Below are 26482 nucleotides of genomic sequence, written 5' to 3' on the forward strand. Positions count from 1 at the left end.
ATGTCACTCTTGTAGCTCATGGCAAGGTTCCTGCTGAGTTTGCATACAATCGCCGGCACGGGAATGCCGGTTTGGCGGTAGACTTAGCCAAAATGCGGCACAATACGCGCGTGATTTCCGACATTATCACGCCTTGATGCGGCGTGGGGTCTTTCGCAGGCCCTGCCAAGGTTCCTTAAAGGAAACGGAATTCCCCAAAACTAGCCGCCTAGGGCGCCCAGGCGCGCTGATCCGGTACAAAGAGCGCAAGTTCGCCGCCCAACTGCAGGGAGCCGGGACGTTCGACCCAGGCGGTGATTCCCCGGCGATTCTGTGCGGCGGGCTTGAAGCGCGCGCCAAAGCCTGTGTGGTCTTTCTCAATCTCGCGGCCCGGCAGCACGCAGGGACGGTTTTCCATGTCGACCGTCAGCGTTACCCCGTCCGGTCCCTGCAGACGCGAGGACGGCGGCACGAAGGTGAAGTCCGGGATGCCGCGCAGCACGATGGTTGCGCCCAGATGCGCAGGGTTAACGCTGTCCATCCCCATGTCCGCCGCGATTAGGGCCAGTTCCTCTTCCGACAGGATGGTCAGCTGGCGCACGTTGCGGATTTCGGTGCCTTCCGGGTACAGGTTCCTGACCCGCACGCAGGAGGGGCGGTTCCCGCCCTCGTGGCGCCCGCCGGCAATGCCGCCAAAGCCGAGGTCCAGATGATCTGCGGGCACCGCCTGCAGGCCGCTGTCCGCGGGCACATGGCCCAGCCAGGTAATCTGTCCTGTGAATTCCGTTTTCCGCAGCACCGGCATGCCCGCTCTCCCTCGCATAAATCTTTGACGTTGCAGTGAGCATACAGGCGGCGCGGACCGGCACCAGTGGTGCCGCGATGGTTTTTTGTGGTCCCGCAGTTCAGCGCCGGAAATGAAAAACCCCCGGAGGCCAGCGGCATCCGGGGGTCAAAGCCTTGGGTCATCAGGCGGAGGGCTCAGGCTCCATGCCGCCCTCTGGCGGGGTCTTTTTGGGCTTCGCCTTGGGGATCGCGGTGACCGAGGCGTTGCCCTGATCCTCGCTGTCGTCCTCATCGTCGCCGGCCTGCGGCGGCTCGCCGTTCATCACCCGCTTGATCTCGTCGCCGGTCAGGGTTTCGTATTCCAGAAGGCCCTGCGCCAGACGCTCCCATTCCTCGTTCTTGTCCTTGAGGATCTCCAGCGCCTGCTCATAGCCCTGCTGGATGAAGCGTTTGACCTCTTCCTCGATCAGCTCCTTGGTATTGGCGGACACAGAGAAACCCGCAGTGTTGCCGGAGTAGCCTTCGTGGGCCTCGGCATAGTCGATGTTGCCGACCTTGTCCGACATGCCCCAGCGCAGCACCATTGCACGCGCCAGCTGGCTGGCCTGCTGGATGTCGCCGGCCGGACCGTTGGAGACATGGTCCTCGCCATACTTGATGACTTCGGCTGCCTTGCCCGCCATGGTCATTGCCAGTTTCTGCTGGCACTCATCGCGGTGGTAGTTCAGCCGGTCCATTTCGGGCAGCGACACCACCATCCCCAGAGCGCCGCCGCGCGGGATGATCGTTGCCTTGTAGACTGGATCGCACAGCGGCAGGGCCAGACCGACAACGGCATGGCCGGCCTCGTGATAGGCGGTCTTTTCCTTCTGGTCCTGGGTCAGCACCATCGAACGGCGCTCGGCCCCCATCATCACCTTGTCCTTGGCGGATTCGAAATCCTCCATAGTGACAAAGCGGCGGCCGACACGGGCGGCCATCAGCGCCGCCTCGTTCACGAGGTTGGCCAGGTCGGCGCCGGAAAACCCAGGCGTGCCGCGGGCGATGATGCGCAGGTCCACATCGGGCCCGAGCGGAGTCTTGCGGGCATGCACGCCAAGGATCTTCTCGCGGCCCTTGATGTCGGGGTTGCCGACGGTCACGTTGCGGTCAAAGCGGCCGGGGCGCAGCAGCGCCGGGTCCAGCACGTCCTTGCGGTTGGTGGCGGCCAGGATGATGACGCCTTCGTTGGCCTCGAAACCGTCCATCTCCACCAAGAGCTGGTTCAGGGTCTGCTCGCGCTCGTCATTGCCGCCGCCATAACCGGCGCCGCGGTGACGGCCCACCGCGTCAATCTCGTCAATGAAGACGATGCAGGGCGCGTTCTTTTTGGCCTGCTCGAACATGTCGCGCACGCGGGAGGCGCCGACGCCGACAAACATCTCGACGAAGTCGGAGCCGGAGATGGTGAAGAACGGCACGCCGGCCTCGCCCGCAATGGCACGGGCCAATAGGGTTTTACCGGTGCCCGGAGGACCAACCAGCAGCGCGCCCTTGGGGATCTTGCCGCCGAGGCGCGAGAATTTCTGCGGGTTGCGCAGGAATTCGACGATCTCTTCCAGTTCTTCCTTGGCCTCATCAATGCCTGCCACGTCATCAAAGGTGACGCGGCCGTGCTTCTCGGTCAGCATCTTGGCCTTGGATTTGCCGAATCCCATGGCGCCGCCTTTGCCGCCGCCCTGCATCCGGTTCATGAAGTAGATCCAGACGCCGATCAGCAGCAGGAACGGCAGCAGCGTGATCAGGAAGGACTGGAAACCCGACTGCTGCTGCTTTTCAGCGCGCACCGGGATGTTCTTCTCGATCAGAAGAGCGGTGACTTCGGCATCGGCCGGTTTGATGGTCACATAGTTTTGCCCGTCCGAGGTCGTGTAGCGCACCTGTTCCCCATCCAGCGTGACAGTGCTGACCTTGCCGGTCTCCACCGAACTCACGAAGTCCGAGAAAGTGCGTTCACGGCTCTGCATCGTGCTGCCGGAACCGCTGAACAGATTGAACAGCGCCAGAATCAGCAGAAACAGAACAACCCAAAAGGCGATATTGCGAGCGTTGCCCAAGGAAAGTTCTCCCTATCAGTAAGGCGCACCTGTCAGGCCGCCTGCGTTGAGCTTAAAATAAGGATCATTCGGGCAGGTTCAATGCGATAAAAGGGATGCAAAGAACTCTTCTTCATTTGCCACCGGTTCGGCCGTCCAGCCATTACCCATTCCGGCCACCGGCGCAGCCGCCAGTTCGGCACCGCGCCACACCGCCGGCGACGACTCCAGCACGGTTCCCGGCACGCCGGTTGTCCGCCAGGACGGGCAGTCAAACAACCCTTCGCGTCCCAGGGGCCGTACTTCGCAACCCTTTGCGTCGCCTCCAAAAACCTTCCATCTGTCGTCCCAGATCTGGCCGGGAAGTGACGTGACGCCCGTGACCGCCTTGGCCTCGCGGCAGATCCAGATCTGCTTGGATGTTGTCAGCAGGTGGCAGCCGGACACCGTTGCCGCGCCGCCGCCGCGCGCGGCCAGGACCGCGATTTCCATCGGCACCCGGCGCGGCGGATAGGGGGCTCCCGAAACCCATTGAATCGCTTTGACCAGCAGGCGGTAGCCGGTTTCGCTGGGCAGAGTGCGGAATTTGCGCTGGCACAGGACCACGGCTCCCGCCTGCACATGGGCCATGTCGCGGGCGGCCAGAAACACGTACCAGTCCAGCGCCTCGCGGGCCTTGTTCATGTTTTCAGCAACCCGGGACAGCACCGTCGGCGTCAGGCCCAGCGGGGCCAGATCCGCCAGCGCGCGCCGGGCCCGGACCCGCTCATACCGCAAATCACTGTTGCTGGGATCCTCACACCATTCGATGCCGCGCTCCAGCAGGTACTGGCGCAATTCGGTGCGGGTGACTTCCAGCAGGGGCCGTACCAGGGTGACCCCCTTGTGCACCCGCCGTGCCGGCATGCCCGACAGCCCGGACACGCCAGAGGCACGGGCCATGCGCATCAGCAGGGTTTCGGCCTGGTCATCCGCCGTATGCGCCACACAGAGGGTGGTTATACCGTTGCGCCGGGCCCAGGCGCACAAAAGGTCATAGCGCGCCTCACGGGCCTGTTTCTGCAGGTTGCCCTTGCCGGGGCCATCCTCCCACTGGATCACCTCATGAGCGATCCCCAGCTCTGACGCGGCCTCGCCCACCCAACTGGCCTCAGCCGCCGATTCCGGCCGCAGGCCATGGTCTACCGTTGCGGCCATCAATTCGACCGGCTCACCCGCAAAGGCATCTTTCATCAGATGCAGCAGCGCCATGGAATCACTGCCGCCGGACACCGCAATGCCCAGTTTGCCGGTCAGCCCGGACTGGAACTGGCCGCGCAGCAGTCCCAGGATATCGCGCCGCAGCCCGGTCAAGAACAGCCCAGTTTGGCCATTTCTGCCGCGGCCTCAGCCTGCTGCGCAGCGCCGGGGAACCGCACTCCGACTTCAGACAGCGTGACACAGGCCTGATCGGTCTGGCCCAAGCGGCCCAGGGCCGCGCCCAGTTCGAACAGCGCCTTGGGGGCCACAGGCCCGGCGGAGTTTCCGGTAAACGCCGCCAGATAGGCCCGCGCTGCTTCGCGGGTGTCACCCAGACCGTCCAGCGCCTTGCCGCGGCTGAATTCGGCGGCGGGTGCCAGCGGGCTGCCTGGATAGGACTGGTTGAAGGCCGCGAATTTCTCTGCCGCGTCCTGATACGCGCCGTCCGCCAGAAGCTTTTCGGCGGCATCAAAGTCCGCCTGCTCGCCAATGGCCAGCTCTCCGGCCGCCGGTTCGGTGCCGGCCGTGCCGGCCACCGCACCCGAGCCGCCGGCGGCAGGCAATTCCCCGCCGCCCAGCGTGGTGGTTTCCTTCAGCGCGCCGACATCGCCGCCCTCCAGCTCAACCAGGCGGAACTCCAGGTCGCCGATCCGGTTGGTGCCATCAGTGACGATCCGGTCGACCCGGTGGCCCAGCTGCTCGGTCTGCAGCGTCAGCCGCTGCAGTTCGCTCTCGATCGCGGCAACCCGGTCCAGAACCGTGTCGCCTGACACATTCGCCGAGGGGGCGCCTGTCGTCGACATCTCGCGCTTCAGCCGCTGGATTTCGACATGCAGAACGGTCAGCTCCTGGCGGATGTCCGCCAGCGTTTGGCTGTCCTGCGCCGCCAGCGGCAGCGGCAGGGCCAGAACGGAGGCCAGAAGAACTGTGCGCAGGCGTTTCATCGCGTTACCCCGTCAGCCCGCCGGCCAGCACGGTGACCGCGCGGCGGTTCTTGGAATAGCAGGCCTCGTTTGAGCAGATCTCCAGCGGGCGCTCTTTGCCATAGCTGACGACCTTCAGGCGGTGGCCTGCAACCCCTTGCGAAATCAGGTATTCCCGCGCGGCATTGGCGCGGCGGGCACCCAGGGCCAGGTTGTACTCGCGGGTGCCCTGCTCATCGGCGTGGCCCTCGATGGTGACAACATAATCGGCGTTCTGGGTCAGCCAGCGCGCCTGGCCCTGAAGGATGCCTTGTGCCTCAGGCGTCAGCGTCGACTGGTCCACAAGAAACAGAACCCGGTCGCCGATGGACTGCTGGAAATAAGCCGGGCTTGCCGGATCCAAGGCCCCTGCCCCGGCACCCGCCCCTGCGCCGGCTCCGCCGCCGTTTGCCGTATCATCCCACCGGTTGTTGCTGCAGGCCGCAAGGCCCAGGACGGCAACAGCCGCAATTGCCAATTTCAAACCGCTCATGTTGTCTGCCTATCCCTTTGCGTTTCTTGACCGGAAATTAACATATGCCCGGTTCAGGTTCCATGCGGGTATCCCCGCCTTATAGATTCAATTAATTCTGCAATGGCGACCAGGCCGGGTCAGAGGCCCCGTCCGGTGTCTTCACAGGTTTAAGGTTGCGCCCGGTGATGTCCACCGAATAGAGCAGCGCCCGCCCGGCACTGCCCTGGCTTTCGCGGGTGAACATGATCACCCGGCCATTGGGCGCCCAGGTCGGCCCCTCGTCCAGGAAGGACGCTGTCAGCAGCCGTTCCTCGCTGCCGTCGGTGCGCATCACGCCGATGTGGAAACGGCCCTTGTTCTGCTTGGTAAAGGCAATCATGTCGCCGCGCGGCGACCAGACGGGCGTGCCATAACGGCCCTGGCCAAAGCTGATCCGCCGCGCCTCGCCGCCGCCTGCCGGCATGACATAGAGCTGCTGGCTGCCGGAGCGGTCGCTTTCGAACACGATCTGGCTGCCATCCGGTGAAAACGACGGCGCGGTCTCGATCGACGGGGCCGAGGTCAGCCGCGACTTGGCCCCGGTTTGGATATCCATCGAGAACAGGTCGGTATTGCCGCCCTGGGTCTGCGAATAGACGATGGTGCGCCCGTCGGGCGCAAACCGCGGCGCAAAGCTCATGGTGCCGTCTCCGCTGGACAGCACCTTGCGCTGCACCTGGCCCACGTCCAGCACATGGATCTGCGGGAAGCCGCTCTCATAACTGGTATAAAGCACCCGGTCGCCGGTGGGCGAGAACCGCGGCGCCAGCACGATCGAGGCGCTGTTGGTCAGGTACTGCACATTGGCACCGTCGTAATCCATCACCGCCAGCCGCTTGCGGCGGTCGTTCTTGGGGCCGCTTTCAGAGACATAGACCACACGGCTGTCGAAATAACCGCTTTCACCGGTGATCCGGCTGTAGATCGCATCCGCCACCTTATGCGCCATCCGCCGCCAGCCGTCGGTGGTGCCATTGAACTGCAGGCCGGTGCCCAGCTCTTTCTCGGCAAAGACGTCATGGCCGCGGAACCTGACCGTCAGCTGATTGCCGTTGACGCTGACTGCGCCGGTGATCAGCGCCTGCGCATTTACGGCTTTCCAGTCGGCGTATTTCACCGGATTGTCGAAGCCCGTCACCTTGGAGATATGGGCGCTGGCCGGCACTTCCCGGAACAATCCGGTGCCGCTCAGGTCCGCCGCGATCACCCGCGCGATCTGCGCCGCATATTCCGAGGCTGCCGGGGTTTCCGGCACGAAATCCGGCACCGCATAAGGCAAGGGTTCGATCACGCCCTGGTCGATCTCGATGCGAAGCGGGCCGTCCTGAGCCATGGCCGCGCCTGCGCCTGCCGCGGCTGCGGCTCCGATCAGAAGGGCTGCCAGTATTTTCCTCATTTGATCCGCATCCTTTCAGGATTGAATGTCATCTCAATATCGCGCCATTGCGCGTATTTTTCAGGGGGAAGCTGAAAGCCTGAGGACCCGCAGCGGATAATCGCCCGCCGGGCCGCCTCATAGGCCTGCTTTGCCGCCGCCGAAGACCCGCCGGTACTGGACAGCATCCGGATCGAGCCGGTGTCCGGCTTGCCGTCCTGGGACAGCGACACGCCAACTACCACAGTTGTCTTCAGCGCGTCGGTGGAGAGCGAACCGACGTTCCAGCAGCGCGACACCTCAACCCTCAGCGCGTCCTTTTCGCCCAGCGTCAGCGGCGGGCCGGAGGGTTCCGGCGCCTCCACATCGGCGCCGCCCGCCAGCGCCTCGGCCAGCGCATCCGCCACTGCATCGGCAGTATCCGTCTGCTCTGTTTCAACCGGCTGCGCCGCTTCTGTCACCTGCGGTTCCGGGTCCGGCTGGGGCCGGGCGGGCCGGGTCTTGGGCCGTTTGGAGACCGCCGGCGCAGCGGAGGCTGCCACATCCTCGCCCTCGTTTTCCTCGGTCACAATGCGGTCGCTGGCTGCTTCGCGCGCAGTGGCGTCCTGCACGTCCTGCTCAGTCTCGGCGCCTTCTTCCGGCGCCACCTCGGGCTGGACGATATCGTCGATCCTGGTGTCCGGTTCCGGCGGCGCAACCGGTTCCGGCGCCACCCGGTCCACCGGGCGCGGCGCCGTTTCGGGCCGGACCTGCGGTACCAGGGAGGCCACATCCGGCTCTTCCGCAGCAGAGGGCAGCTCGATCGGCACTTCCGGTTCAGGCGGCTTTTCCGGCAGCTCTGTTACCTGCGGATCCGGCTCTGCCGGGGCAATCGGTTCCGGCTGGGTGATTTCCGGTTCCGCATCCGGCTGCGGTGCCGGTTCCGGCGCGGGCTGCACCGCGGCGGGCTCGTTCAGCGGAGCAGGCTCCGGCGACACCTGCGGCGCCTCACGCTGCTGGCTCAGCTTCTCGAATTGCTCGGATGAAATCAGCGCGACCTGCTGCACGTTGGACGGCAAGGGTTCGGACGGAAACCAGGCACCGAAGACAACCCATGTCATCAGCACCCCGTGCCCGGCAAGTGAGATCTTGGTTCCGGTCTGCACCGTCCGCGTCCCCGCCTACTGCCCTGTGCTTTCAGCCCGCTGCCCGTCCAGCGCCGGGCCACCGGTGTCAGTGACCAGCCCCACGTTGGAAAAACCGCCCGCATTCAGCGCGCCCATCACCTGCATCACGTCCGAATAGGCAATCCGCCCGTCGGCGCGCAAGAACACCCGGTCCGAGGAGCGCTCTGCCGCAATCGCGCGCAGTTTGGCCACCAGTTCCTCGCGCGCGACCGGCGTGGTTTGGATTTCCACGCCGCCCTCGGCGGTCATGGTGACGGTCAGCGGTTCTTCCTCGTCGCCGGGCAATGCGCCCGCGGCGGTCTTGGGCAGTTCCACCGGCACGCCCACAGTCATCAGGGGGGCTGCCACCATGAAGATGATCAGAAGCACCAGCATGACGTCCACAAAAGGCGTCACGTTGATCTCGGACATCGGCCGGCCGCGTCCGCGGCGGCGGCCCCGGCGGCGGTTGCCGCCTCCCGAAGGCTGCTGGACTGCGGCGCCCATCGCCTCAGGAATCCAGCTGGCGGCTGAGGATGGTGGCGAACTCATCGGCAAAGGCCTCGTAGCCGCCAATGATGCGGTCGCTGTCCGCGCTCAGCTTGTTGTAGAAAACCACAGCGGGGATCGCCGCCAGCAGGCCCAGCCCGGTCGCCATCAGCGCCTCGGCAATGCCCGGCGCCACAACGGCGAGGTTGGTGTTTTGCTGTTCTGCGATCTCGATGAAGGCGGTCATTATGCCCCAGACGGTGCCGAACAGGCCAATGAAAGGCGCAGTGGAGCCAACAGTTGCCAGCACCGACAACCCGCCCTGCAAACCTTCTGTTTCCTTGGCAATCGCCACATCCATCGACCGGTCAATTCGCGCCTGCGCGCCGGGGATCAGCCCGCCGTCGCTGCGGTGGCTGCGCCGCCATTCGGTCATACCGGCCGAAAAGATGCGCGCCGCCTGGCCGGGCGGCTCTGCGCCCACTTGGTCAAACAGCTCATCCAGCGGATTGCCGGACCAGAAGGCGCGGTCAAAGGCGTCTGCCTCCCCGCGCGCTTTGCGGTAGTTTATCGTTTTCTGAATGATGATGCCCCAGGACCAGACCGAGGCCACGATCAGCATCAGCATCACCAGTTTCACGGTTACGGTGGCCCGCGCGAAAAGGCCCCACATGGAGAAATCAATCTCCTGCGCCAGCGCCAGAGTTTCTGCTTCCATTCGCCTGCTCTACGGTTTTCCCAGCCGTTTATCCGGCCTTATTTGGCAAGACGCTAGCGCAGTTCAATGGCAAAGGCCAATAAAACAGGCGGCCGGGCGCCAAATGTTACCGCAATGCGCGAATCTCTGCCGGAAGCCGGGCCGGTTTGCCGCCCGTGGTTATGCAAACAATGGTGACCTGCGCGCGGAACAGCACCTGGCCGTCCCGTGCGACCTCCTGATTCAGGACCATCCGGGCAGGGGTCACGTTGTGCATTGAGGTGATGACCAGCAACTCCTCGTCGAACTTGGCAGGTGCCAGGTAATCCGCCTCGATCCGGCGCACCACATAGATCAGCCCGGCCTCGCGCATGGCGTTCTGATCGACCCCGATGCCGCGCACCCAGTCACTGCGGGCGCGCTCGATGAAGCGCAGGTAGTTGGCGTGATAGACAATCCCGCCCATGTCGGTGTCCTCATAGTAGACCCGGACGGGAAATTGGTGGTTCATTGCCTGCTCTCCTGCGTTTGCCCGCGCACCCTATGGGCGGCGCCAAACCGCTGCAAGCCGGCTCATCCCTCTAGCGGATACTCCGCCAAGTTGTCATACCGCGCGCCCTCTGGCGCCAGCGTCGATTGGAACAGCGCGAAACTGTCTGCTTCGCATTCCAACCGGAACTCCGATGCCGCGGCCAGAAAACGGGCAATCTTCTGCACCTGCCCCGCCTCCATGTGCCGGGGAAAACGCGCCAGCGTCACATGGGGGCGGAAGCGTTCGCGGGACAGCTCGATCCCGGCAGTGCGGCAGGCGCTGCGGATTTGGCCGCGCAGATGGGTCAGTTGCGGCGTTTTCCACACCTCTGCCGCCAGCACCCGCGGCAGCTTGCCGCCAAAGGTGTCCAGCCCGTTGAAGGTCAGCTGCAGGGGCGGCACGCTGATCTCTGCCAGAAGCTGATGCAGGGCCTGCAGCGCGGCCTCCGGCTGGTCATCGAGGAAGGCCAGCGTCAGGTGCATGTTCTCTGCGGGGACTTGACGTCCCACGGTCAGCCGCTCCTGCACGCGTTCCAGCGCATCCAGGGCTGAGTCCGGCAGCGGCAGGCCGACAAAGGCGCGCATCAGCTCTGCGGCGGTTCCGCCGGCGCCTGAAGCCGCGCAAACAGCCGCAGAGCATGGGATTTATCCTCCGCCGCAACCGGCATCATCCGGTCGTAAGCGGCCGCGATTACTCCCGCGATTTCGGGCCGCAGGATGGTGGCGCCGGTCTCCGGCAGAACCGCCAGCGGCGAGGCCTCGGCGAAGGCGGAGTCGCCCCACATCAGCGCCACCTGCACCGCCTGAGTGAGCGCCAGCGTCTCGGCCGGCATCTGCGCCATTGGTCCTTTCATCCGCAGGAAAACAAACGCCGCCTTGATGCCGCCCTGATCGTCAAAGCGGAAGGCGCGGTACTGGCTGGCATCACCGTCTCTCAGCCGTGCGACCAGCGTCTGCAGCCCCGGGATCAGCCGGTCCAGGTCCGGCACCTCCAGCAGTTCCTCCCACTCGCGGAAGAAGAAGAACATCAGGTTGGAGCCCAGCTCCGGATCGGTTTCGGCCATCTGGTGGCCTGCCAGCGTCATCACTGCTTCCAGCGCGCCCTTGACGGTCTTCAGGGTCTCGTCCTGCACCCCGAACACAATCGGCGCCACCGGCCGGCCCCAACGGGCAAAGGCGTAGGCGCCGTCGTTGCGGGTGAACAGGGTTTCGATCTGCTCCGGCGTCAGGTCTGGCAGCTGGGCGGTCATGGGTGTCTCCTTGGTCCTGCCCCGTCTATGCCGTCTGTATGCCAGGACAGCAAGGGGAAGGCTCCCGCGCCTGGCCGGCCTCCTGGCTGCGCCAGGCCGCCGGCAGCAGCCTTGGGCCCGGCGCCGCAGGCGCGGCGCAGTGCATTCAGATAGGTCAGCAATATTGCCCGAATGTTTCGCGCGCGAAACATTTGAACAGAAAGACTGGCACAACTTATAGTGGCAAATCCCAGTTTTACCCGAACAGGTCGTTCTGGCTGCGCGGCGGTGGCATGCCGAGGTGGGTCCAGGCCTTTTGCGCCAGCATCCGTCCGCGCGGGGTGCGTTGGATCAATCCCTGTTGCAGGAGGTAAGGCTCGATCACCTCCTCCAGCGCATCGCGGCTCTCGCTGAGGGCCGCCGAGATTGTCTCAATCCCCACCGGTCCGCCGCCGTAGTTTTCCGCGATCAGCTTCAGATAACGGCGGTCGGCGCCGTCCAGTCCCAGCTGGTCCACCCCCAGCCGCGTCAGGGCACCGTCGGCCAGCTCCCGGGTGATGGTGCCGTCGCCCTCCACAACCGCGAAGTCCACCACGCGGCGCAGGAGCCGCCCGGCGATCCTGGGGGTGCCGCGGGCGCGCCGCGCGATTTCGCGGGCGCCGGCGTCATCGGCGGGGGCGCCCAGTTTGCGGGCGTTGCGGCTGACGATCTCAAACAGCTCGTCGATGGTGTAGAATTGCAGCCGGGTCGGGATGCCGAAGCGGTCGCGCAGTGGCGTGGTCAGCAGCCCCATGCGAGTGGTGGCACCAACGAGGGTGAAGGGCTGCAGTTCGATCCGCACGGTGCGCGCTGCCGGGCCTTCGCCAATCACAAGGTCCAGTTCAAAGTCCTCCATCGCCGGGTAGAGCACCTCCTCCACCGCCGGGTTCAGCCGGTGGATCTCGTCGATGAACAAGACGTCGCGGGCTTCGAGGTTGGTGAGGATCGCTGCCAGGTCGCCTGCCTTGGCCAGCACCGGGCCGGAGGTCATGCGGAAGTTCACGCCCAGCTCGCGCGCCACGATCTGAGCGAGCGTAGTTTTGCCAAGGCCCGGGGGACCGTGGAACAGCGTGTGATCCATCGCCTCGCCGCGGCGGCGGGCGCTCTCGATGAAGACGCGCAGGTTGGCGCGGGCCTCAGCCTGGCCGATGAACTCGCCCAGGCCCTGCGGGCGCAGGGCGCGGTCGTTGTCTTCCGGCAACGGCTCGGGGCGCAAGGCGGGGTCGGCGTCAATCATGTCAATGTTTCCGCAATTAGAGGGAACCCGGAAAGGGCAGCGCCCATCCCGGCGGGGCAGGAAGCGAAGCGCCCGCCCCGAGGGGGGCGGGACGGGCGCTGCCCGGCCTCTCGGCCGGGTCGGGCATCCGATATCCGCAACAACTTACATCACCCTTTCGGCGCCAGCAGGCGCAGCGCGGCGCGGATCAGTTCCGGCTCATCCGCATCCGGATAGGTCGCAGCCGCCTCCGCCACCGCAGCCGCGGCATCCGAGGGGCCGTAGCCCAGATTGCCCAAGGCCGACAGCGCCCCGGCTGAAGCAGCCGCCGCGCCCGAGGGTTTCTTGGGTGGCGCCTTGCGGGCCGGCTTGGCGGCGGGTGCGGGATCGGCATCCTCGACCACCTCCAGCCCTGGGCCGTCCATCGCGTCCACCACGGTGCCACCCATCGCCATCACGCCGGGCGCCTTGTCCTTGAGATCCAGCACGATGCGCTGCGCGGTCTTGGGGCCGACGCCCTTGGCGGCCTTTACTGTGGCCCAGTCCCCCAACGCAATCGCGCGGCTCACCCCGTCCGGCCCAAGCGCGCCGAGAATGGCCAGCGACACCTTGGCGCCGACACCTTGCACCGAGGTCAGCAGCCGGTGCCATTCCTTCTCCACCAGCGAGGTGAAGCCGTAAAGCTGCATCAGGTCCTCGCGCACCACCATGTCAGTGTAGAGCGCGATGGCTTCGCCCACACCCGGCAAAGCCGCCATGGTGCGGTCGGAGCAGTAGACGATGTAACCAACGCCGCGCACGTCGATCAGCACGTGATCCTGCGCCCGGTAGTCGAGCCGCCCTGTCAGCTTGCCGATCATGCGCGTTTCTCCCTTAGCTGGCGCTGCTGCGTGCCGCCGTAGTAGGCGTGGCAGATCGCAATCGCCAGCGCATCTGCGGCATCAGCGTTCTTGGGAAGGCACCCCGGCAACTGCAGCTTGACCATATGCATCACCTGCTCCTTCTCGGCGTGACCCACACCCACCACCGTTTTCTTGACCCGGTTCGGGGCGTACTCGCCCACCGGCAGACCCGCCTTGGCCAAGGTCAGCAGGGCCACCCCCCGCGCCTGGCCCAGCTTCAGCGTGCCGGCGCCGTCCTTGTTCACGAAAGTCTGCTCGATCGCTGCCTGGTCCGGGGCGAATTCGTCGATGATCTCGGAAACCTGGTTGTGCAACGACAACAGACGCTCGCCCAGATCGTCGCCGTCAGAAGTGCAAACACCATTGGCAACATGGCTCAGCCGGCTGCCGCGCGATTCGATTACGCCCCATCCAAGGTTCCGCAACCCCGGATCAATTCCCAAAATCCGCATGATCTGCCTGCCCTTGCCCGCGAGCCGGCCCGCTGGCCGGAAATTATTTTGACCCAGCACTAGCACAAAAGGCGAACATGTCCAATTGCTTTCATAGCTGATTGTTTCCGGGAATCCTGCAGCTGCGGCCTGGAAACGACCCTTCATACCGGCGGGAACGACATTTTCGGGCCCATTCGGAGCCTGGCCGTAAACCCCTTATTTACAAGGCAAACAGCTATGCAGTTAGCGCATATGACACATGCAATTTCAGGCCTTGCTGCGCTGATTTTTCGCCACTAGATGCCCGCCATCGCAATGACGCGACGGATGCTAACAGCTAATCAGAGGACACGGATATGGCCGCATTTGATACCACCCGCACCACCTATGGTTCCACCGGCCTGTTTGGCCGTTTCGGCGATCTGTTCGCCGCTGCAACCGGCGCCTTCGCCGCCTGGAACGACGCCCGCGTGACCCGCAACGCGCTGAACGGCCTGTCCGACCGCGAGCTGGCCGACATCGGCATGTGCCGCGGCGACATCGATGGCGTCGCCACCGGCAAAACCGTCTTCTGAGACATCCCAGATTTCCGCCCTGCCTCCTCCCTCGGGGCGATTAGGGAAACGCCGCGGACCTGCAATGGCCGCGGCGTTTTTTATTGGCGCGGCCGTGCAGCCAGCCGCCGGCACAGGAAAAGGCCGCCTGCCCCATGAGCAGCGGCCTTTCACACTTTTTCCTGCAGTTTGATCCGGGTCAGCGCAGCACTGGCCCGATCTTCTGAGCGATGTAAACGGAAGCAGGATCAGCCTGCATGATGAAGGCCCCCGCGCGCTCAAGCGCACTGCCTTCGGCAAGGGTCCTGACCCTTTCGTCATAGCTGCCAAAACCAAGCGCTGCCATCAGGAAGCCCTTGAACAGCAGGAAGGCCCCGGCAAAGATCACCACGGTGCGGGCCGAGATCCGGGACTGCACCCGGCGCGGCTGAATCACCAAGAGCCCGTCCGGCCGCATCTTCGCGGAAAAGCCTTCGGACATGGCCGTATGTTTGCGGTTGATATGCTTCAAACGCGATTGGAACGTATCACGATGTTCGCCCATCACTAGTCTCCGAACTGGCCCCCACCAGCGGATGGCCCATCATTGGCTAAAAATGCGGCAAAAGTGGGGCAAGCCCCTCAAATTTGCCGTAAACTTAGTTCAATCAGCCCGCTTTACGGAGAAGTAACGTTGTCCATTCACCAATTTCGTCCCGGCGCGCCAGATTGGCGCCGTTCTGTGCATAAACGCTGACCACGTCATCGGCCTGCTCGTTCAGGATTCCGGAGAGAATCGCATAACCGCCGGGACGCAGATTCGCCGTCAGATCCGGCGCCAGGGCCACCAGCGGGCCTTTCAGGATATTGGCGAAGATCAGGTCATAGGGCGCCTGCGCCTGCAATTCCGGGTTGTCGAAACCCGCTGCCTCTAGGCAGGTGACTTGGCCTTCCATACCGTTGGCCTTGAGATTGGCCTCAGCCACCTCGACCGCGACCTCGTCGATGTCGCTGGCCAGGATGGTGCCATCCCAAACGCGCGCTGCGGCCATTGCCAGCACCGCGGTGCCGCAGCCGATGTCAGCCACCTTTTCGCCGCGGAAGCCCTCGTCCAAAAGATGGTCCAGTGCCTTGAGGCAGCCCAGCGTGGTGCCGTGGTGGCCGGTGCCGAACGCCATTGCCGCCTCGATCAGCAGCGGGATCTTGTCTGCGGGCAGCTTGTCCGCGTCATGGGAGCCGTAAACGAAGAAGCGGCCGGCCTCGACCGGCGCCAGTTCGCGGCGCACATGGGCGACCCAGTCGGTTTCCGGCACCTCTGAGACCACAAAGGGTTTGGCCTCATGCATCGCAGCCAGCAGGGCGAGGCCTGCCTCGTCGGGGGCTTCGGTGAAATAGCCGCCAACCTCCCACAGGCCGGAGCCGTCCTCCATCTCAAAGACGCCGATGCCGGTAGGTTCCGGGATGAGCCGCTCCATGGCTTCGCCCAGCGCTTCGGCCTGGGCTTTTGCAGTGAGCGTGGTGAGGGCGGTGAATGTGGGCATGGCGTTGCTCCTGAAACTGTTGCCAAGCGCCTAGGCTGCCGCGCGGCCCGCGTCAAGCATCCGCCTGGCCTGAGGCCAGGCAGCGCCCGCGCTCACCCCGTGCGCGGGCGCTCCGCCCCTTGGCGGGGCGGAAGGGTCATTCCGCCGGCGCAGGCCGCGCGTATTTGCTGAAGATGGTCTCGTTCCCCGGTTCCGGGTGGCGCGGGATCAGCAGCGACAGGGACAGCGACACCAGCGCCATGGCGGCCGCCAACGCAAAGACCAGGCCCGGCTCATAGACCCAGAGGAGACCCAGCAGCACCGGCAGGAACACCGCCGCGATATGGTTGATGGTGAAGGCCACGGCGGCCGTCGGGGCGATATCGCCCGGGTCGGCGATCTTCTGGAAGTAGGTCTTGAGCGCCAGCGCCAGGGCAAACAGCACATGGTCCACCACATAGAGCACAGCCGCAATCACCACACCCCAGCCGAACCAGTAGATGCCGCCATAGGCCGCAAAGACGATGGCGAGCCCTGCGTATTCGAAAATCAGCGTGCGGCGCTCGCCAAAGGCGGCCACGGCCTTACCCAGAACCGGCGCAACGGTCATGTTGATCACCAGGTTGATCAGGTAAAGCCCGGTCAGCTCATGCACCTCAAAGCCGAACTTCTCGACCATCATGAAGCCTGCAAAGACCACAAAGATCTGCCGCCGGGCGCCCGCCATGAACTGCAGCGCGTAGTAGAGCCAGTACCGCTTGCGCAGGATCAGCTTCTTGGTCTGCGGGTGCGGCGCGTCGAACTGCGGATAGGCAAAGAGCGCAAATAGCGCGATGGCGGCGGTCAGCCCGCCTGCGGCCAGGAACACGGTGTTGTAGCTGAGGCCCAGGCTCTCCCAGGTCAGCACGATCAGCCCGTAGACCACCAGCGTTGCTGCCGAACCGGCCGCCACCAGCCAGCCCAGCGTCTGCGGCGCCCGGTCCTTGGGCAGCCATTGCAGCTGCAGCGACTGGTTCACCGTCTCGTAGTAGTGAAAGCCTATGGAGCTGAGAAGCGTCACCATCAGCAGGCCGCCGAGCGAGGGGAACCAGGCGGTGACTGCGGTGGCCACCCCCAGCATCACCAGCGAGATCAGCCCCAGCACCTGTTCGCGCACGAACAGGATCACCGCGATCACACCAACGGCCAGGAAACCGGGGATCTCGCGCACGGTATGCAGCAGGCCAATGTCGGCACCGTCGAAATTGGCGGCCTCAATCACGAAGTTATTGAGCAGCGCGCTCCAGGTGTTGAAGGCAATCGGCATCGCCAGCGCCATCAGGAACAAAAGCGTCACCGGGCGGCGCCAGAACGGGAGGCCCTGGGCCTCAGAAAGGGGCATCGGTTTGAACATGAGCAAGGGTTTACGCCTGTTCCGCCGGTCTGGCGAGGGGGAAAACCCGCCTGCACATTAAGCTCCGCATCAGCGCGCAGAGACTGGAAATGCGAGGCTCTGCCTCGCACAGGGATATGCCGGGCAAGAGAAAGGCCGCTTCTTTCTGGTCAGAAATACCCCGGGGGAGGCCGCAGGCCGGGGGCAGCGCCCCCTGCCCGGTCTCAGAAAAAGCTCTGCGGGTCGATGTCGATGCTGAGGCGCAAGTCGCCCTTCAGCCGCAGCGGCGCGGTCCAGCGGGCCAGCGCCTCCTGCAACGGCACGCCTTTCGGCGCCTTGACCAGCAGGCGCACCCGGTGGCGGCCGCGGACGCGGGCGATGGGGGCCGGGGCGGGGCCGAACAGCTGCGCACCGATCTGGCGCAGCGGTCCGTCGTTGCGGGCCATCGCATTGCCGAGGTCAAAGACCGCCGCCAGATCCGGCCCGGACAGGATGATCCCGGCCATCCGGCCATAGGGCGGCACGCCAGCGGCCTGACGCTCGGCGGCTTCTGCTTTCCAGAAGCTTTCCTCATCCCCAGACAGGATCGCCCGGATCACCGGGTGCTCCGGCTGGAAGGTCTGCATCAGGGCCTCGCCCGGGCGTTCGGCGCGCCCTGCCCGGCCCGCCACCTGGCGCATCAGCTGAAAGGTCCGCTCTGCCGCGCGCAGGTCGGAACCCTGCAGGCCAAGGTCGGCGTCAATCACCCCCACCAGCGTCAGCAAAGGGAAGTTATGGCCCTTGGCGACCAGCTGGGTGCCGAGGATGATGTCGGCTTCGCCTGCGGCGATTTCTTCGATCCGCAGCTTCAGCGCGCGGGCAGAGCCGAACAAGTCGGAGCTGAGCACCGCAATGCGGGCCTCGGGGAACAGGGCGGTGGCTTCCTCCGCCAGCCGCTCGATGCCGGGGCCGACCGGGGCCATCTTGCCCTCCACCTCGCAGGAGGGGCAGGCCTCCGGCACGGGTTTGGTCTCGCCGCACTGGTGGCACATCAGCCGCTTCATGAAGCGGTGCTCCACCATCCGCGCATCGCAATGGTCGCAGGCCACCTGCGCGCCGCAGGCGCGGCAGATGGTAACCGGGGCAAAGCCGCGGCGGTTGAGGAACAGGAGCGATTGCTCACCGCGTTCCAAGCGCAGTTTCATTGCCTGTTTCAGGGTTGGCGAGATCCAGGTGGAGGGCAGCAGGTCCTCTGACCGCATATCCACTGCGCGCATGTCCGGCAGCACCGAAGCGCCGAAGCGGGAGGTGAGGTTCAGACGGTTGTACTTGCCGGCCTCGGCATTGGCCCAGGTCTCAAGCGAAGGCGTGGCGGAGGCCAGCACCACCTGCGCCGAGCACATCGCCGCGCGCAGCACTGCCATGTCGCGGGCGTTGTACAGAACCCCGTCCTCCTGCTTGTAGGAGGTGTCGTGTTCCTCATCGACGATGATCAGGCCCAGGTCGCGGAACGGCAGGAACAGGGCTGAGCGGGCGCCGATCACCAGTTGCGCCGCGCCCTGCCCGACCATTTTCCAGACCCGGCGGCGTTCGGTCATGGTGGCGCCGGAGTGCCATTCAGCCGGTTTGGCGCCAAAGCGCGCCTCGACGCGGGTCAGGAACTCAGCGGTGAGCGCGATTTCGGGCAGCAGCACCAGCGCCTGCCGTCCAGCACGCAGGGCGGCGGCGACGGCCTCCAGATAGACCTCGGTCTTGCCGGAGCCGGTGACACCTTTGAGGAGCGTGGTGCCATAACGCCCGCTTTGGACGCCCTCGGCCAGGGCGGCGGCAGCCTTGGCCTGATCCTCGGTCAGCTGCTTGGAGGGCAGTTCCGGGTCGAGACGCGGATAAGGGGTGTCGCGGGGGGCTTCCTCCTCGCGCAGGGCGCCCTGCTTGACCAGCCCCTTCACCACCGAGGGTGTCACATCCGCCATATCGGCGAGTTCCCTGGGTGTGAAGGCAAGGCCGCCATACTCCTCCAGCACCTCCAGCACCCGGGTGCGGGCATCCGTCATCCGGTCCGGCACGCCCTCGCCCCGGCGCAGGATCTTGCGCATCGACGGCGGATCGGAAAGACCCGGCGCACGGGTGGCCAGCCGCAGCATCGCGGGCATGGGTGTCAGGGTGTAGTCGGCAGCCTTGCCAAGGAACTGGCGCATTTCGGTCCGCATCGGGGCCACATCCAGCACCCGGATCACCGCGCGCAGCTTGGCCGAATCGAAATCTCCGGCACCCGGCCCCCAGACCACGCCCAGCACCTTGCGCGGGCCCAAGGGCACCTCGACATAGGCGCCGAGGTAGCAGCCGCCCTCCGGCGCGCGGTAATCCAGCAGCCGGTCAAGGGGTTGCGTGGTCAGAACCCCAACCCTCTCGCCTGCCTGAAAGAACTCCTGCCCGCTCATACTGCTGCCTGTGTTGCCGCCCGTATTTCCATGAGGTAAAGGCTGTGGCGACCGAGGCCAACCCATCCAAAGGACTGCCCCATGAAATTCTTCGTAGATACTGCCGAGATCGGCGCCATTGCCGAGCTGAACGATCTGGGCATGGTGGACGGTGTCACCACCAACCCCTCGCTGATCAAGAAATCCGGCCGCGACATCATCGAGGTCACCAAGGAGATCTGCGATCTGGTCGACGGGCCGGTTTCTGCCGAGGTAACCGCCACAGATGCGGAAACCATGATCGCCGAAGGCCGCAAGCTGGTGGAGATCGCCGAGAACATCGCGGTGAAGGTGCCGCTGACCTGGGACGGCCTGAAGGCCTGCAAGACCCTGAGCGACGACGGCCACATGGTGAACGTGACCCTGTGCTTCTCCGCCAACCAGGCGCTGCTGGCGGCCAAGGCGGGCGCGACTTTCATCTCCCCCTTCATCGGGCGTCTGGACGACATCAACCTCGATGGCATGGAACTGATCGAGGACATCCGCACCATCTATGACAACTACGGATTCGAGACCCAGATCCTGGCGGCCTCGATCCGCTCCGTGAACCATGTGCTGGATTCGGCCCGTATCGGCGCTGACGTGATCACCGCTCCGCCTGCCGTGATCAAGGCGATGGTGAACCACCCGCTGACCGACAAGGGCCTGGACGCCTTCCTGGCCGACATCAAGGCGGCAGAGATCAAGATCCTGTAATCTGTGGCCGCCAAAAAGCCAAAGTTACAGCACAAACAAGCCTTTGCCATCCTATCTGACAGGCTGGCAAAGGCACTTTCGTCTTATGGCTATGTCCCGCACCCAGCTTGGAAGCCAGGCTGGGAACCACACAATCAGGAATATGAAGCTGATTTTCTGGGGCCGGTTCGTGAAGATGGCATCAGGATAGTGAAATGCCTGTATCTGCCGCACGGCAGGCAGCTTATTGTTGAAGCATGGCATTTTCACTGCGCGTCTGCTGAAAGTTCAGCTGCAGCTTTGGGTAGCGACCCGCAGAAGTGGGGGAAAGCGCTGATCTCTTTGCCTTGGCGGAAAGCCGAAACGCGGGACCACCTCGGCTTCTTATCTTTGCTAACCTTCCCCAAACAGGTGAAGTTCAAGGCGGACGGCAAGCCCTCCAATCTTGAACAGATTTGGAGTGCACACGACAAACTGTTGCAGCCGACTCTCGATCAGATTCATCAGGAAGTCAGGGATCCGGCACGATTCAATTCGCCACTCGCAGCAACGGCTGAAAATTAGCCGTTGAGCAATTCAAGCGCGCATCCATACAGCAATTTCCGTGCGCCCCGCATTTTTCCGCAGCATCAGGGAAATCCCGTGTTATAAACGGCACCAAACCCGTCAGAGGTCCGGAGCCGTAAGAGTTCACATGAGCACTTCAAGCAATACAGTCAGCCTGGAAGACCAGTTGCGCGAGGCGATCCTCGCCAAACCCGATGCGGTGCTGGAGGATCAGCACCTGATGAACGCCCTGGTTGCAGCCAATGAGCGGGCGATGGGGTCCAACGTGGTTGACCTGCGCGGCATCGCGATGGAACGGATGGCGGCGCGGCTGGACCGGCTGGAGGATACCCACCGCTCGGTGATTGCCGCGGCCTATGACAACCTGGCCGGCACCAACCTCATCCACCGCGCCGTGCTGCGGCTGCTGGAGCCGCGCGATTTCACCGCCTTTTTGGCCTGCCTTGAGCAGGACATGCCGGAAATCCTGCGCGTCCATGCGCTGGCGCTGGTGCTGGAGACCGCCCAGCCCGGCGGCGCCGAGGTGGAGCGCAAGTCCGGCGCACTGAAGCTGGCAGGCCCCGGCTTTACTGAAAGCTATGCCGGCCAGCCCGGCAGCGACCGCCCCGTGACCCTGCGCCAGACCCAGGGCGGCAGCCCGCGGGTTTACGGGGCTAAGGCCGAATGGATCCGTTCCGAGGCCTGCTTGATGCTGGATTTGGGCGAAGGCCGCCTGCCCGGTATGCTGGTGATGGGATCGGAAGACCCGCATCAGTTTTCGCCGATGCAAGGCACGGACCTCCTGACTTTCTTTGGCGGCGTCTTTGAACGCTCGATGCGCTGCTGGCTGTCATGACGCTGATCTCGCCTGCCTGCCGGGATGCGCTGCAGCTGTGGCTGGAGCGGCTGGGCGGGCTGGAGGACGCCTCAGAAAACACCCTCACTGCCTACCGCGGCGATGTGACCGCCTTCCTTGCCTTCATGACCCAGCACAGCGGCGGGCCGCAGGGGCTGGGGGCGCTGGCGCGGATCACGACTTCGGACATGCGGGCCTGGATGGCGTCGGAGCGCAACTCCGGCACCGGGGCACGGTCGCTGGCGCGCAAGCTGTCGGCGGTCAAGAATTTCTACCGCTGGCTGGCAGAGCGTGAAGGGTTTGAGCCGGCCGCGGTGCTGCTGGCGCGCTCCCCCAAGTTCCAGAAAAAGCTGCCGCGGCCGCTGGCGCCGGAGGCGGCCAAGGCCGTCCTCGAAACCGTTGAGCTGCAGTCGCAGCAGGATTGGGTGGCGGCGCGGGACGTCGCCGTGGTGACGCTGCTGTACGGCTGCGGGCTGCGGATATCCGAGGCGCTTGGGCTGACGGGTGCGGATGCACCGCTGCCGCCGGTCTTGCGCATCCTGGGCAAGGGCCGGAAAGAACGCGTGGTGCCGGTACTGCCCGCCGCCCGCGATGCAGTGGAGCGTTACCTGTCGCTGTGTCCGCATCCGCAGGAGGCGAAGGCCCCCCTGTTCCGCGGCGTGCGCGGCGGCGCGCTGAACCCGCGCCAGATCCAGGGGGTGATGGCCAGGACCCGCGCCCAGCTGGGCCTGCCCGCCACCGCCACCCCGCACGCGCTGCGCCACAGCTTTGCCACCCACCTGCTGGAGGCGGGCGGCGACCTGCGCGCAATTCAGGAACTGCTCGGGCACGCGTCGCTGTCGACCACCCAGGCCTATACTGCGGTGGACACCACCCACCTGCTGGAAGTCTACAACAAGGCCCACCCGAAAGCGTGACTTGACCCCGCCCGCCTTGCTGGCCTTTGCTGTCAGCAGGAGGGTCTGCCATGCCCGATGAACACCCCGCACAAGTGGAACTGACCAGTATCCTGACCTGCCCCGCCTGCGGGCATCAGGCGGCAGAGGAGATGCCGCAGAACGCCTGCCAGTGGTTTCATGAGTGCCCCGCCTGCAAAACCCTGCTGCGGCCAAAGCCCGGCGATTGCTGTGTTTTCTGTTCCTACGGGACCGTTCCGTGCCCGCCGGTGCAAAAGGGGGACGGCTGCTGCGGCTGACCGGTTTACCGCCCGGTTGAATAAAATCCGCACTAATTTCCGCAGCAGGCAGCAAGCCTCTGTTAAGGCGCTGCAGGCCAGATGGCAGAAACCGATCCAGAAAGGATTCTGCCATGACCCCCGCCGGCTTTGCCGTTTTGTTTGCCGATGGCGCCCCCGCCGCCCCTGCCCCGCCGCCTGATGTGCAGCCATGGCAGCGCGACAGGCCCGCACAATCCCCTTTCTCCTCGCCCGACATCACCGACCCGGCGCCGCATGGCCGCAGCATGGCGCGGATCCAGTTGGCGGCGGGTACGGAATTCCGCCCAATTCTGCACTGAACGGTTGCGGCTCCGGGGCAAATTCGCCATCACGGTCGCATGACACCTCAGATCCGCGCTCTTTCCGTTCACCTGCTCACCGCAACCGGCGCCGTATTTGCCATGCTGTCGATGCTGGCCGCCGCCGAAGGCAAATGGAGCCTGATGTTTCTGTGGCTCGTGGTAGCCTTTGCTGTTGATGGAATCGACGGGCCGCTGGCGCGGCACTATCACGTCAAGCGCTACTCGCCGGAGTTCGACGGGGTGCTGCTGGACCTGATCATTGACTACCTGACATATGTTTTCATTCCCGCCTTTGCCTTGTTCCAATCCGGGCTGATGGCGGGCTGGACAGGGTGGTTTGCGATCATCGTAATCACCTTTGGCAGCGCGATGTATTACGCCGACACCAGAATGAAGACCAAGGACAATTCCTTTTCCGGCTATCCCGGCGTGTGGAACATGCCGGTGCTGGTGATCTTTGCGCTGGAGCCGAGCCATTGGACCAGCCTGGTGCTGGTGACGCTGCTGTCGGTGGCGATGTTCCTGCCGCTGAAGTTCATCCATCCGGTGCGCACAGTGCGCTGGCGCAAGGTGTCGCTGCCGATGGCGCTGGCCTGGACCTTCTTTGCCGGCTGGGCCGCCTGGGTCGACTTCCACCCGGCCAGCTGGGCCCATTGGGGATTGGTGGTGACCTCGGTCTACCTGCTGTTTGTCGGCATCGCACAGCAGATTGTGCCGGAACGGCAGCGCACGTCCTCAAGGGCTTGAATACCGCTCTGCCACTTGAAGGGGCGCCGCCCCTCTGCGCCCTGCGGGCGCATTCACCCCGGGGTATTTTCAGCCAGAAAGAAGCGCCGCCGCGGCTGTCATAAAGACGCCTCTGCCGTAAAGATCAAATCAGCAGGCTGGCGGCGCCTTCGTGTTTCAGCAGAGCCACCTTGGTCTCCACCCCGCCTTTGCCGGAAAACCCGCCAAGGCCGCTGGCGCCCAGCACCCGGTGGCAGGGGATGATCACCGGGATCGGATTGCCGCCGCAGGCATTTCCGACCGGCTGCGGCGGTGCCCCCAGCTGTTTGGCAATATCGCCATAGGTGCGGGTTTCGCCAAAGGGAATCGCCAGCATTGCATCACAGACGGCGCGCTGAAAATCAGACCCGTCCACCTGCAGCGGCAAGTCGAACACCGTCAGCTCCCCCGCAAAATAGGCGCGCAATTGGTCCAGCGCCCGGGTCAGCAGCGCTGACTGCCCGCTGGCCTCCGCCGTCCAGTCCAGCCGCACGATGGCGCCGTCCCGCTCTGCCACGCTGAGCGGCCCGACGGGCGTCTCAAGACTTGCTGAATTCATCCTTCTCCTCCGGCCTGCTCCCGGCTGCATTCTCTGGTGCCGGTGCGCGGTCCGCAAGCCCGGACAGCGGCCTCGGGCAGCAGCATTAACGCTTTGTTAACCAGTGCTAACGGTTTACCGCCAGATTGCATCAAATTCGACTAAAGTGAGTTTCAAGAAGAGAGCTAAAGGTCAGTCACATGATTTCAGCAGTTTCCAACCCCGCCGGTTTCTACAACGGCATGAAGCAGATCCAGGCCCAGCGCCAGCAGGCACCGGCTTCGGGAACCACTGCACGGGAACCGGCTGATGCGTCTTTGATCAAAGGCATGACGCGCACTCCAGCGCGGGATGCCGTGCAGGCCGGCAGCCCTGCTGACGCCCTGACCGCCCAGTATGTCGGCCCGGCCCGGGAAATGGCGCGGGCCGAGGCGTTGGAACCGCGCCCGGCGAAAGGCATCGACATGGATGCCTACTATCAGGATCTGATGAATGGCTGCCAGGCAGGCCCGAAGCCGGTCAGTGTGCTGACCGCAGAGGCGAACTATGCCAAGGTGCAGCGCATCATTGGCTGACCCGCCAAACCAAGGCCCGTCTGCAAGGGCACATACCACGCCGCCTGAATGTGTTTACCTGCCGTTAAGCCTGTTGTGTTAAAACTGGTTAAAGAACGGTTCAGTGCCTCTGCGAAGGACCCTCTGTGATGTTTATACCAGTTTCGGGACGTATAGATCCCATCAGGCCAAACCGCGGTTTTCTGACCGCCCGCCCGGTTGTCCGCTCCGATGACCCGGACAAGAGCGAAACCGCCGACAACACGCCGCGCGGACAGGACGAGCATCCGCAGGATGCGCCGCATCCGGAAAACAGCGAGTTGTTCTGGGACGCCGCGGGACGCGAAACCGCTGCACCCGGAGATGAGCTGTTTCACGAAAACGCTGTGCTGGCAGAGCATCTGCTGATGCAGCGCGCCTGGCCGGCAGACCGGATCCCGCCCGGCGGGGCCCAGGCAGCCTATCAGGGCTATCAGGAGGCCAGGACGCTGACGGCCTGACCTCTCCGTCTTATTGCAGCTGTGCCCAGAACAGCTCCAGGTGCCGCGACATGATCTCTTCGAACCGGCCGCTGTCCCGCAGCTTCTGCAGTCCTGCGTTGATCCGGTAGAGATGGGTGGTGCCGCGCCAGTGGCGCTTGGAAATCACCACATGCAGGCCTTCTTCCGACAGCGGTTTTTCCAGCGGCACCACAGTGTCGCGCAGGTCCTCTGCCACGATGGTATTGGCACCCAGGAACAGGTTCACCGCCGCCGCGTCCACCTGCCCCTCTGCCACCATGCGGAAACAGTCGGCCGGGGTATCCGGTTGCACCAGGGTGATCTTTTCGCTGTCCAGCCAGCGCCGGTCCGCGCGGTTCAGGTCATGGGTGAAATAGCCCGCCGGGCGGCACAGGGTCTTGCCCTCGACATCGCTGTCGTCCTCATATTCAAAACCGCCGCCGGCCCGCACGAACAGCATGATGGGCATGGTCATGACGGGTTCGGAGAAATGGAAATTCGCGCAGCGCTCATTGCCAGGCTCTGCCGCGCAGTCGGGCTTGAGCCACGGAAATCCCATGTCGAACTCTTTCTTGTCCAGCATCGGGAACAGGTGCTTGGACCAGTCGTCCTCCCAGCTGACCGAATAGCTGACCGGTGCTGGTGCCAGCTCAAGTGCTGCGTTGATCAGCTCTGTCACCATGCCCTGCCCCGGCAGGCTGCGGTCGGTGAACGGGCCGTAGCCGCTGCCGGTCAGCAGCGTCAGCTCTGCCTTCTCCTGCCTGAGCGGCGTGGCATCCGGCGCGGTGGCGCCGGTGAGGCAGGGGATGAAAAGCTTGCGGCCCGGCAGCACCGTGGCACCCGCCAGCAGTTTCTGGTTGCGGTAGTAAACCATGGTCCAGCGGTTGCGGTCGCCGTAATGGGTCTCTGCGATGGAGAACAGCGTATCGCCGGGCTGCGCCACATAGTCCACGTCGCAGATCGCCCAGGCCGCAGCGGGTGCCATGGTGAACAGGGCGGCCAGCTGCAGGAGGCGTGAAAAAAGCCGTTTCATT

Annotated in this window: 31 protein-coding genes; 10 read left to right on the plus strand and 21 right to left on the minus strand. The window is 64.6% G+C overall.

The genetic code is table 11. The features are described 5' to 3' along the window. Nucleotides 1–208: 208 nt before the first annotated feature. The 15 genes from GC1_RS15130 to ruvC all read right to left on the minus strand — a co-directional run bounded on the left by GC1_RS15130 (nt 209) and on the right by ruvC (nt 13630). Nucleotides 209–784, minus strand: a complete 576-nt coding sequence (locus tag GC1_RS15130; RefSeq protein WP_019298087.1) for an MOSC domain-containing protein — start codon at nt 782–784, stop codon at nt 209–211. Nucleotides 785–947: 163 nt separating this feature from the next. Further along, nucleotides 948–2861 (minus strand): ATP-dependent zinc metalloprotease FtsH, encoded by a 1914-nt coding sequence (ftsH, locus tag GC1_RS15135; protein WP_019298088.1) that lies wholly within the window; start codon nt 2859–2861, stop codon nt 948–950. A gap of 78 nt (nt 2862–2939) precedes the next feature. Beyond that, on the minus strand, nt 2940–4193 hold the full coding sequence (gene tilS, locus GC1_RS15140) for a tRNA lysidine(34) synthetase TilS (protein WP_019298089.1): 1254 nt from the start codon (nt 4191–4193) through the stop codon (nt 2940–2942). Then, nucleotides 4190–5023, minus strand: coding sequence for a tol-pal system protein YbgF (gene ybgF / locus GC1_RS15145; RefSeq protein ID WP_019298090.1), 834 nt, complete (start codon nt 5021–5023; stop codon nt 4190–4192). The genes tilS and ybgF overlap by 4 nt, the downstream gene beginning before the upstream one ends. A gap of 4 nt (nt 5024–5027) precedes the next feature. Further along, nucleotides 5028–5534, minus strand: coding sequence for a peptidoglycan-associated lipoprotein Pal (gene pal, locus GC1_RS15150; RefSeq protein WP_019298091.1), 507 nt, complete (start codon nt 5532–5534; stop codon nt 5028–5030). Nucleotides 5535–5625: 91 nt separating this feature from the next. Continuing rightward, nucleotides 5626–6951: a Tol-Pal system beta propeller repeat protein TolB gene (tolB, locus tag GC1_RS15155; RefSeq protein WP_019298092.1), complete on the minus strand. Its 1326-nt coding sequence runs from the start codon at nt 6949–6951 to the stop codon at nt 5626–5628. Next, nucleotides 6948–8075 (minus strand): hypothetical protein, encoded by a 1128-nt coding sequence (locus GC1_RS15160; RefSeq protein WP_019298093.1) that lies wholly within the window; start codon nt 8073–8075, stop codon nt 6948–6950. The genes tolB and GC1_RS15160 overlap by 4 nt, the downstream gene beginning before the upstream one ends. A gap of 15 nt (nt 8076–8090) precedes the next feature. Continuing rightward, a complete protein-coding gene (tolR, locus tag GC1_RS15165) occupies nt 8091–8582 on the minus strand; it encodes a protein TolR (protein WP_019298094.1) in 492 nt (163 codons plus the stop codon). A gap of 4 nt (nt 8583–8586) precedes the next feature. Beyond that, entirely contained in the window at nt 8587–9282 is a 696-nt protein-coding gene (gene tolQ, locus GC1_RS15170) for a protein TolQ (RefSeq protein WP_019298095.1), read from the minus strand. 106 nt (nt 9283–9388) lie between these two features. Continuing rightward, a complete protein-coding gene (gene ybgC / locus GC1_RS15175) occupies nt 9389–9772 on the minus strand; it encodes a tol-pal system-associated acyl-CoA thioesterase (RefSeq protein ID WP_019298096.1) in 384 nt (127 codons plus the stop codon). Nucleotides 9773–9834: 62 nt separating this feature from the next. After that, the gene (gene thpR / locus GC1_RS15180; protein WP_019298097.1) at nt 9835–10377 is read right to left on the minus strand and encodes an RNA 2',3'-cyclic phosphodiesterase; all 543 of its coding nucleotides are present in this window, start codon (nt 10375–10377) and stop codon (nt 9835–9837) included. Continuing rightward, nucleotides 10377–11042, minus strand: coding sequence for a hypothetical protein (locus GC1_RS15185; protein WP_019298098.1), 666 nt, complete (start codon nt 11040–11042; stop codon nt 10377–10379). The genes thpR and GC1_RS15185 overlap by 1 nt, the downstream gene beginning before the upstream one ends. 235 nt (nt 11043–11277) lie before the next feature. Next, entirely contained in the window at nt 11278–12297 is a 1020-nt protein-coding gene (ruvB, locus tag GC1_RS15190) for a Holliday junction branch migration DNA helicase RuvB (RefSeq protein WP_019298099.1), read from the minus strand. Nucleotides 12298–12446: 149 nt separating this feature from the next. After that, nucleotides 12447–13136: a Holliday junction branch migration protein RuvA gene (gene ruvA / locus GC1_RS15195; protein WP_019298100.1), complete on the minus strand. Its 690-nt coding sequence runs from the start codon at nt 13134–13136 to the stop codon at nt 12447–12449. Beyond that, nucleotides 13133–13630 carry a crossover junction endodeoxyribonuclease RuvC gene (gene ruvC / locus GC1_RS15200; RefSeq protein ID WP_029205020.1) on the minus strand — a complete coding sequence of 166 codons (498 nt, stop codon included), beginning with the start codon at nt 13628–13630 and terminating at the stop codon, nt 13133–13135. The genes ruvA and ruvC overlap by 4 nt, the downstream gene beginning before the upstream one ends. Before the next feature lie 338 nt (nt 13631–13968). Between ruvC and GC1_RS15205 the strand changes: the two genes are divergently transcribed. Next, the gene (locus GC1_RS15205; protein WP_019298102.1) at nt 13969–14187 is read left to right on the plus strand and encodes a DUF1127 domain-containing protein; all 219 of its coding nucleotides are present in this window, start codon (nt 13969–13971) and stop codon (nt 14185–14187) included. A gap of 178 nt (nt 14188–14365) precedes the next feature. On the opposite strand, the gene GC1_RS15210 is transcribed toward GC1_RS15205, so the two are convergent. The 4 genes from GC1_RS15210 to GC1_RS15225 all read right to left on the minus strand — a co-directional run bounded on the left by GC1_RS15210 (nt 14366) and on the right by GC1_RS15225 (nt 19457). Beyond that, nucleotides 14366–14710, minus strand: coding sequence for a hypothetical protein (locus tag GC1_RS15210; RefSeq protein WP_019298104.1), 345 nt, complete (start codon nt 14708–14710; stop codon nt 14366–14368). Nucleotides 14711–14813: 103 nt separating this feature from the next. Then, nucleotides 14814–15686 (minus strand): 50S ribosomal protein L11 methyltransferase, encoded by an 873-nt coding sequence (locus GC1_RS15215; protein WP_019298105.1) that lies wholly within the window; start codon nt 15684–15686, stop codon nt 14814–14816. A 136-nt stretch (nt 15687–15822) separates the two neighbouring features. Beyond that, the gene (locus tag GC1_RS15220) at nt 15823–17058 is read right to left on the minus strand and encodes an MFS transporter (RefSeq protein ID WP_019298106.1); all 1236 of its coding nucleotides are present in this window, start codon (nt 17056–17058) and stop codon (nt 15823–15825) included. 203 nt (nt 17059–17261) lie between these two features. After that, nucleotides 17262–19457, minus strand: coding sequence for a primosomal protein N' (locus GC1_RS15225; RefSeq protein ID WP_019298107.1), 2196 nt, complete (start codon nt 19455–19457; stop codon nt 17262–17264). 81 nt (nt 19458–19538) lie between these two features. Here GC1_RS15225 and fsa point away from each other — a divergent pair, with 81 nt between their 5' ends. The 7 genes from fsa to GC1_RS15260 all read left to right on the plus strand — a co-directional run bounded on the left by fsa (nt 19539) and on the right by GC1_RS15260 (nt 23838). Continuing rightward, nucleotides 19539–20192 carry a fructose-6-phosphate aldolase gene (gene fsa, locus GC1_RS15230; RefSeq protein WP_019298108.1) on the plus strand — a complete coding sequence of 218 codons (654 nt, stop codon included), beginning with the start codon at nt 19539–19541 and terminating at the stop codon, nt 20190–20192. 3 nt (nt 20193–20195) lie between these two features. Further along, on the plus strand, nt 20196–20735 hold the full coding sequence (locus GC1_RS22505; RefSeq protein WP_152612247.1) for a hypothetical protein: 540 nt from the start codon (nt 20196–20198) through the stop codon (nt 20733–20735). A 130-nt stretch (nt 20736–20865) separates the two neighbouring features. Then, a complete protein-coding gene (locus tag GC1_RS15240) occupies nt 20866–21573 on the plus strand; it encodes a DUF484 family protein (protein ID WP_019298110.1) in 708 nt (235 codons plus the stop codon). Continuing rightward, nucleotides 21570–22490 (plus strand): tyrosine recombinase XerC, encoded by a 921-nt coding sequence (locus tag GC1_RS15245; RefSeq protein ID WP_019298111.1) that lies wholly within the window; start codon nt 21570–21572, stop codon nt 22488–22490. Before GC1_RS15240 ends, GC1_RS15245 begins: the two co-directional genes overlap by 4 nt. Before the next feature lie 50 nt (nt 22491–22540). Beyond that, entirely contained in the window at nt 22541–22768 is a 228-nt protein-coding gene (locus tag GC1_RS22970) for a GDCCVxC domain-containing (seleno)protein (protein ID WP_019298112.1), read from the plus strand. Between the two features lie 113 nt (nt 22769–22881). Continuing rightward, complete coding sequence (locus GC1_RS15255; RefSeq protein ID WP_019298113.1) at nt 22882–23088, plus strand: hypothetical protein; 207 nt, start codon at nt 22882–22884, stop codon at nt 23086–23088. 39 nt (nt 23089–23127) lie between these two features. After that, nucleotides 23128–23838, plus strand: coding sequence for a CDP-alcohol phosphatidyltransferase family protein (locus GC1_RS15260; RefSeq protein ID WP_019298114.1), 711 nt, complete (start codon nt 23128–23130; stop codon nt 23836–23838). Nucleotides 23839–23962: 124 nt separating this feature from the next. Here the strand turns inward: GC1_RS15260 and GC1_RS15265 are convergent, their stop codons facing one another. Further along, nucleotides 23963–24415 (minus strand): methylated-DNA--[protein]-cysteine S-methyltransferase, encoded by a 453-nt coding sequence (locus GC1_RS15265; protein ID WP_029205021.1) that lies wholly within the window; start codon nt 24413–24415, stop codon nt 23963–23965. A gap of 179 nt (nt 24416–24594) precedes the next feature. On the opposite strand from GC1_RS15265, the gene GC1_RS15270 reads away from it, so the two are divergent. Together GC1_RS15270 and GC1_RS15275 are read left to right on the plus strand one after the other, a co-directional pair. Further along, nucleotides 24595–24969, plus strand: coding sequence for a hypothetical protein (locus GC1_RS15270; protein ID WP_019298116.1), 375 nt, complete (start codon nt 24595–24597; stop codon nt 24967–24969). Between the two features lie 128 nt (nt 24970–25097). After that, nucleotides 25098–25448 carry a hypothetical protein gene (locus GC1_RS15275; RefSeq protein ID WP_019298117.1) on the plus strand — a complete coding sequence of 117 codons (351 nt, stop codon included), beginning with the start codon at nt 25098–25100 and terminating at the stop codon, nt 25446–25448. 10 nt (nt 25449–25458) lie between these two features. Here the strand turns inward: GC1_RS15275 and GC1_RS15280 are convergent, their stop codons facing one another. Further along, on the minus strand, nt 25459–26481 hold the full coding sequence (locus tag GC1_RS15280; RefSeq protein ID WP_019298118.1) for a transporter substrate-binding domain-containing protein: 1023 nt from the start codon (nt 26479–26481) through the stop codon (nt 25459–25461). Nucleotide 26482: the final 1 nt, after the last annotated feature.

The sequence above is a fragment of the Leisingera sp. ANG1 genome (assembly GCF_000203975.2).
Taxonomy (GTDB): domain Bacteria; phylum Pseudomonadota; class Alphaproteobacteria; order Rhodobacterales; family Rhodobacteraceae; genus Leisingera.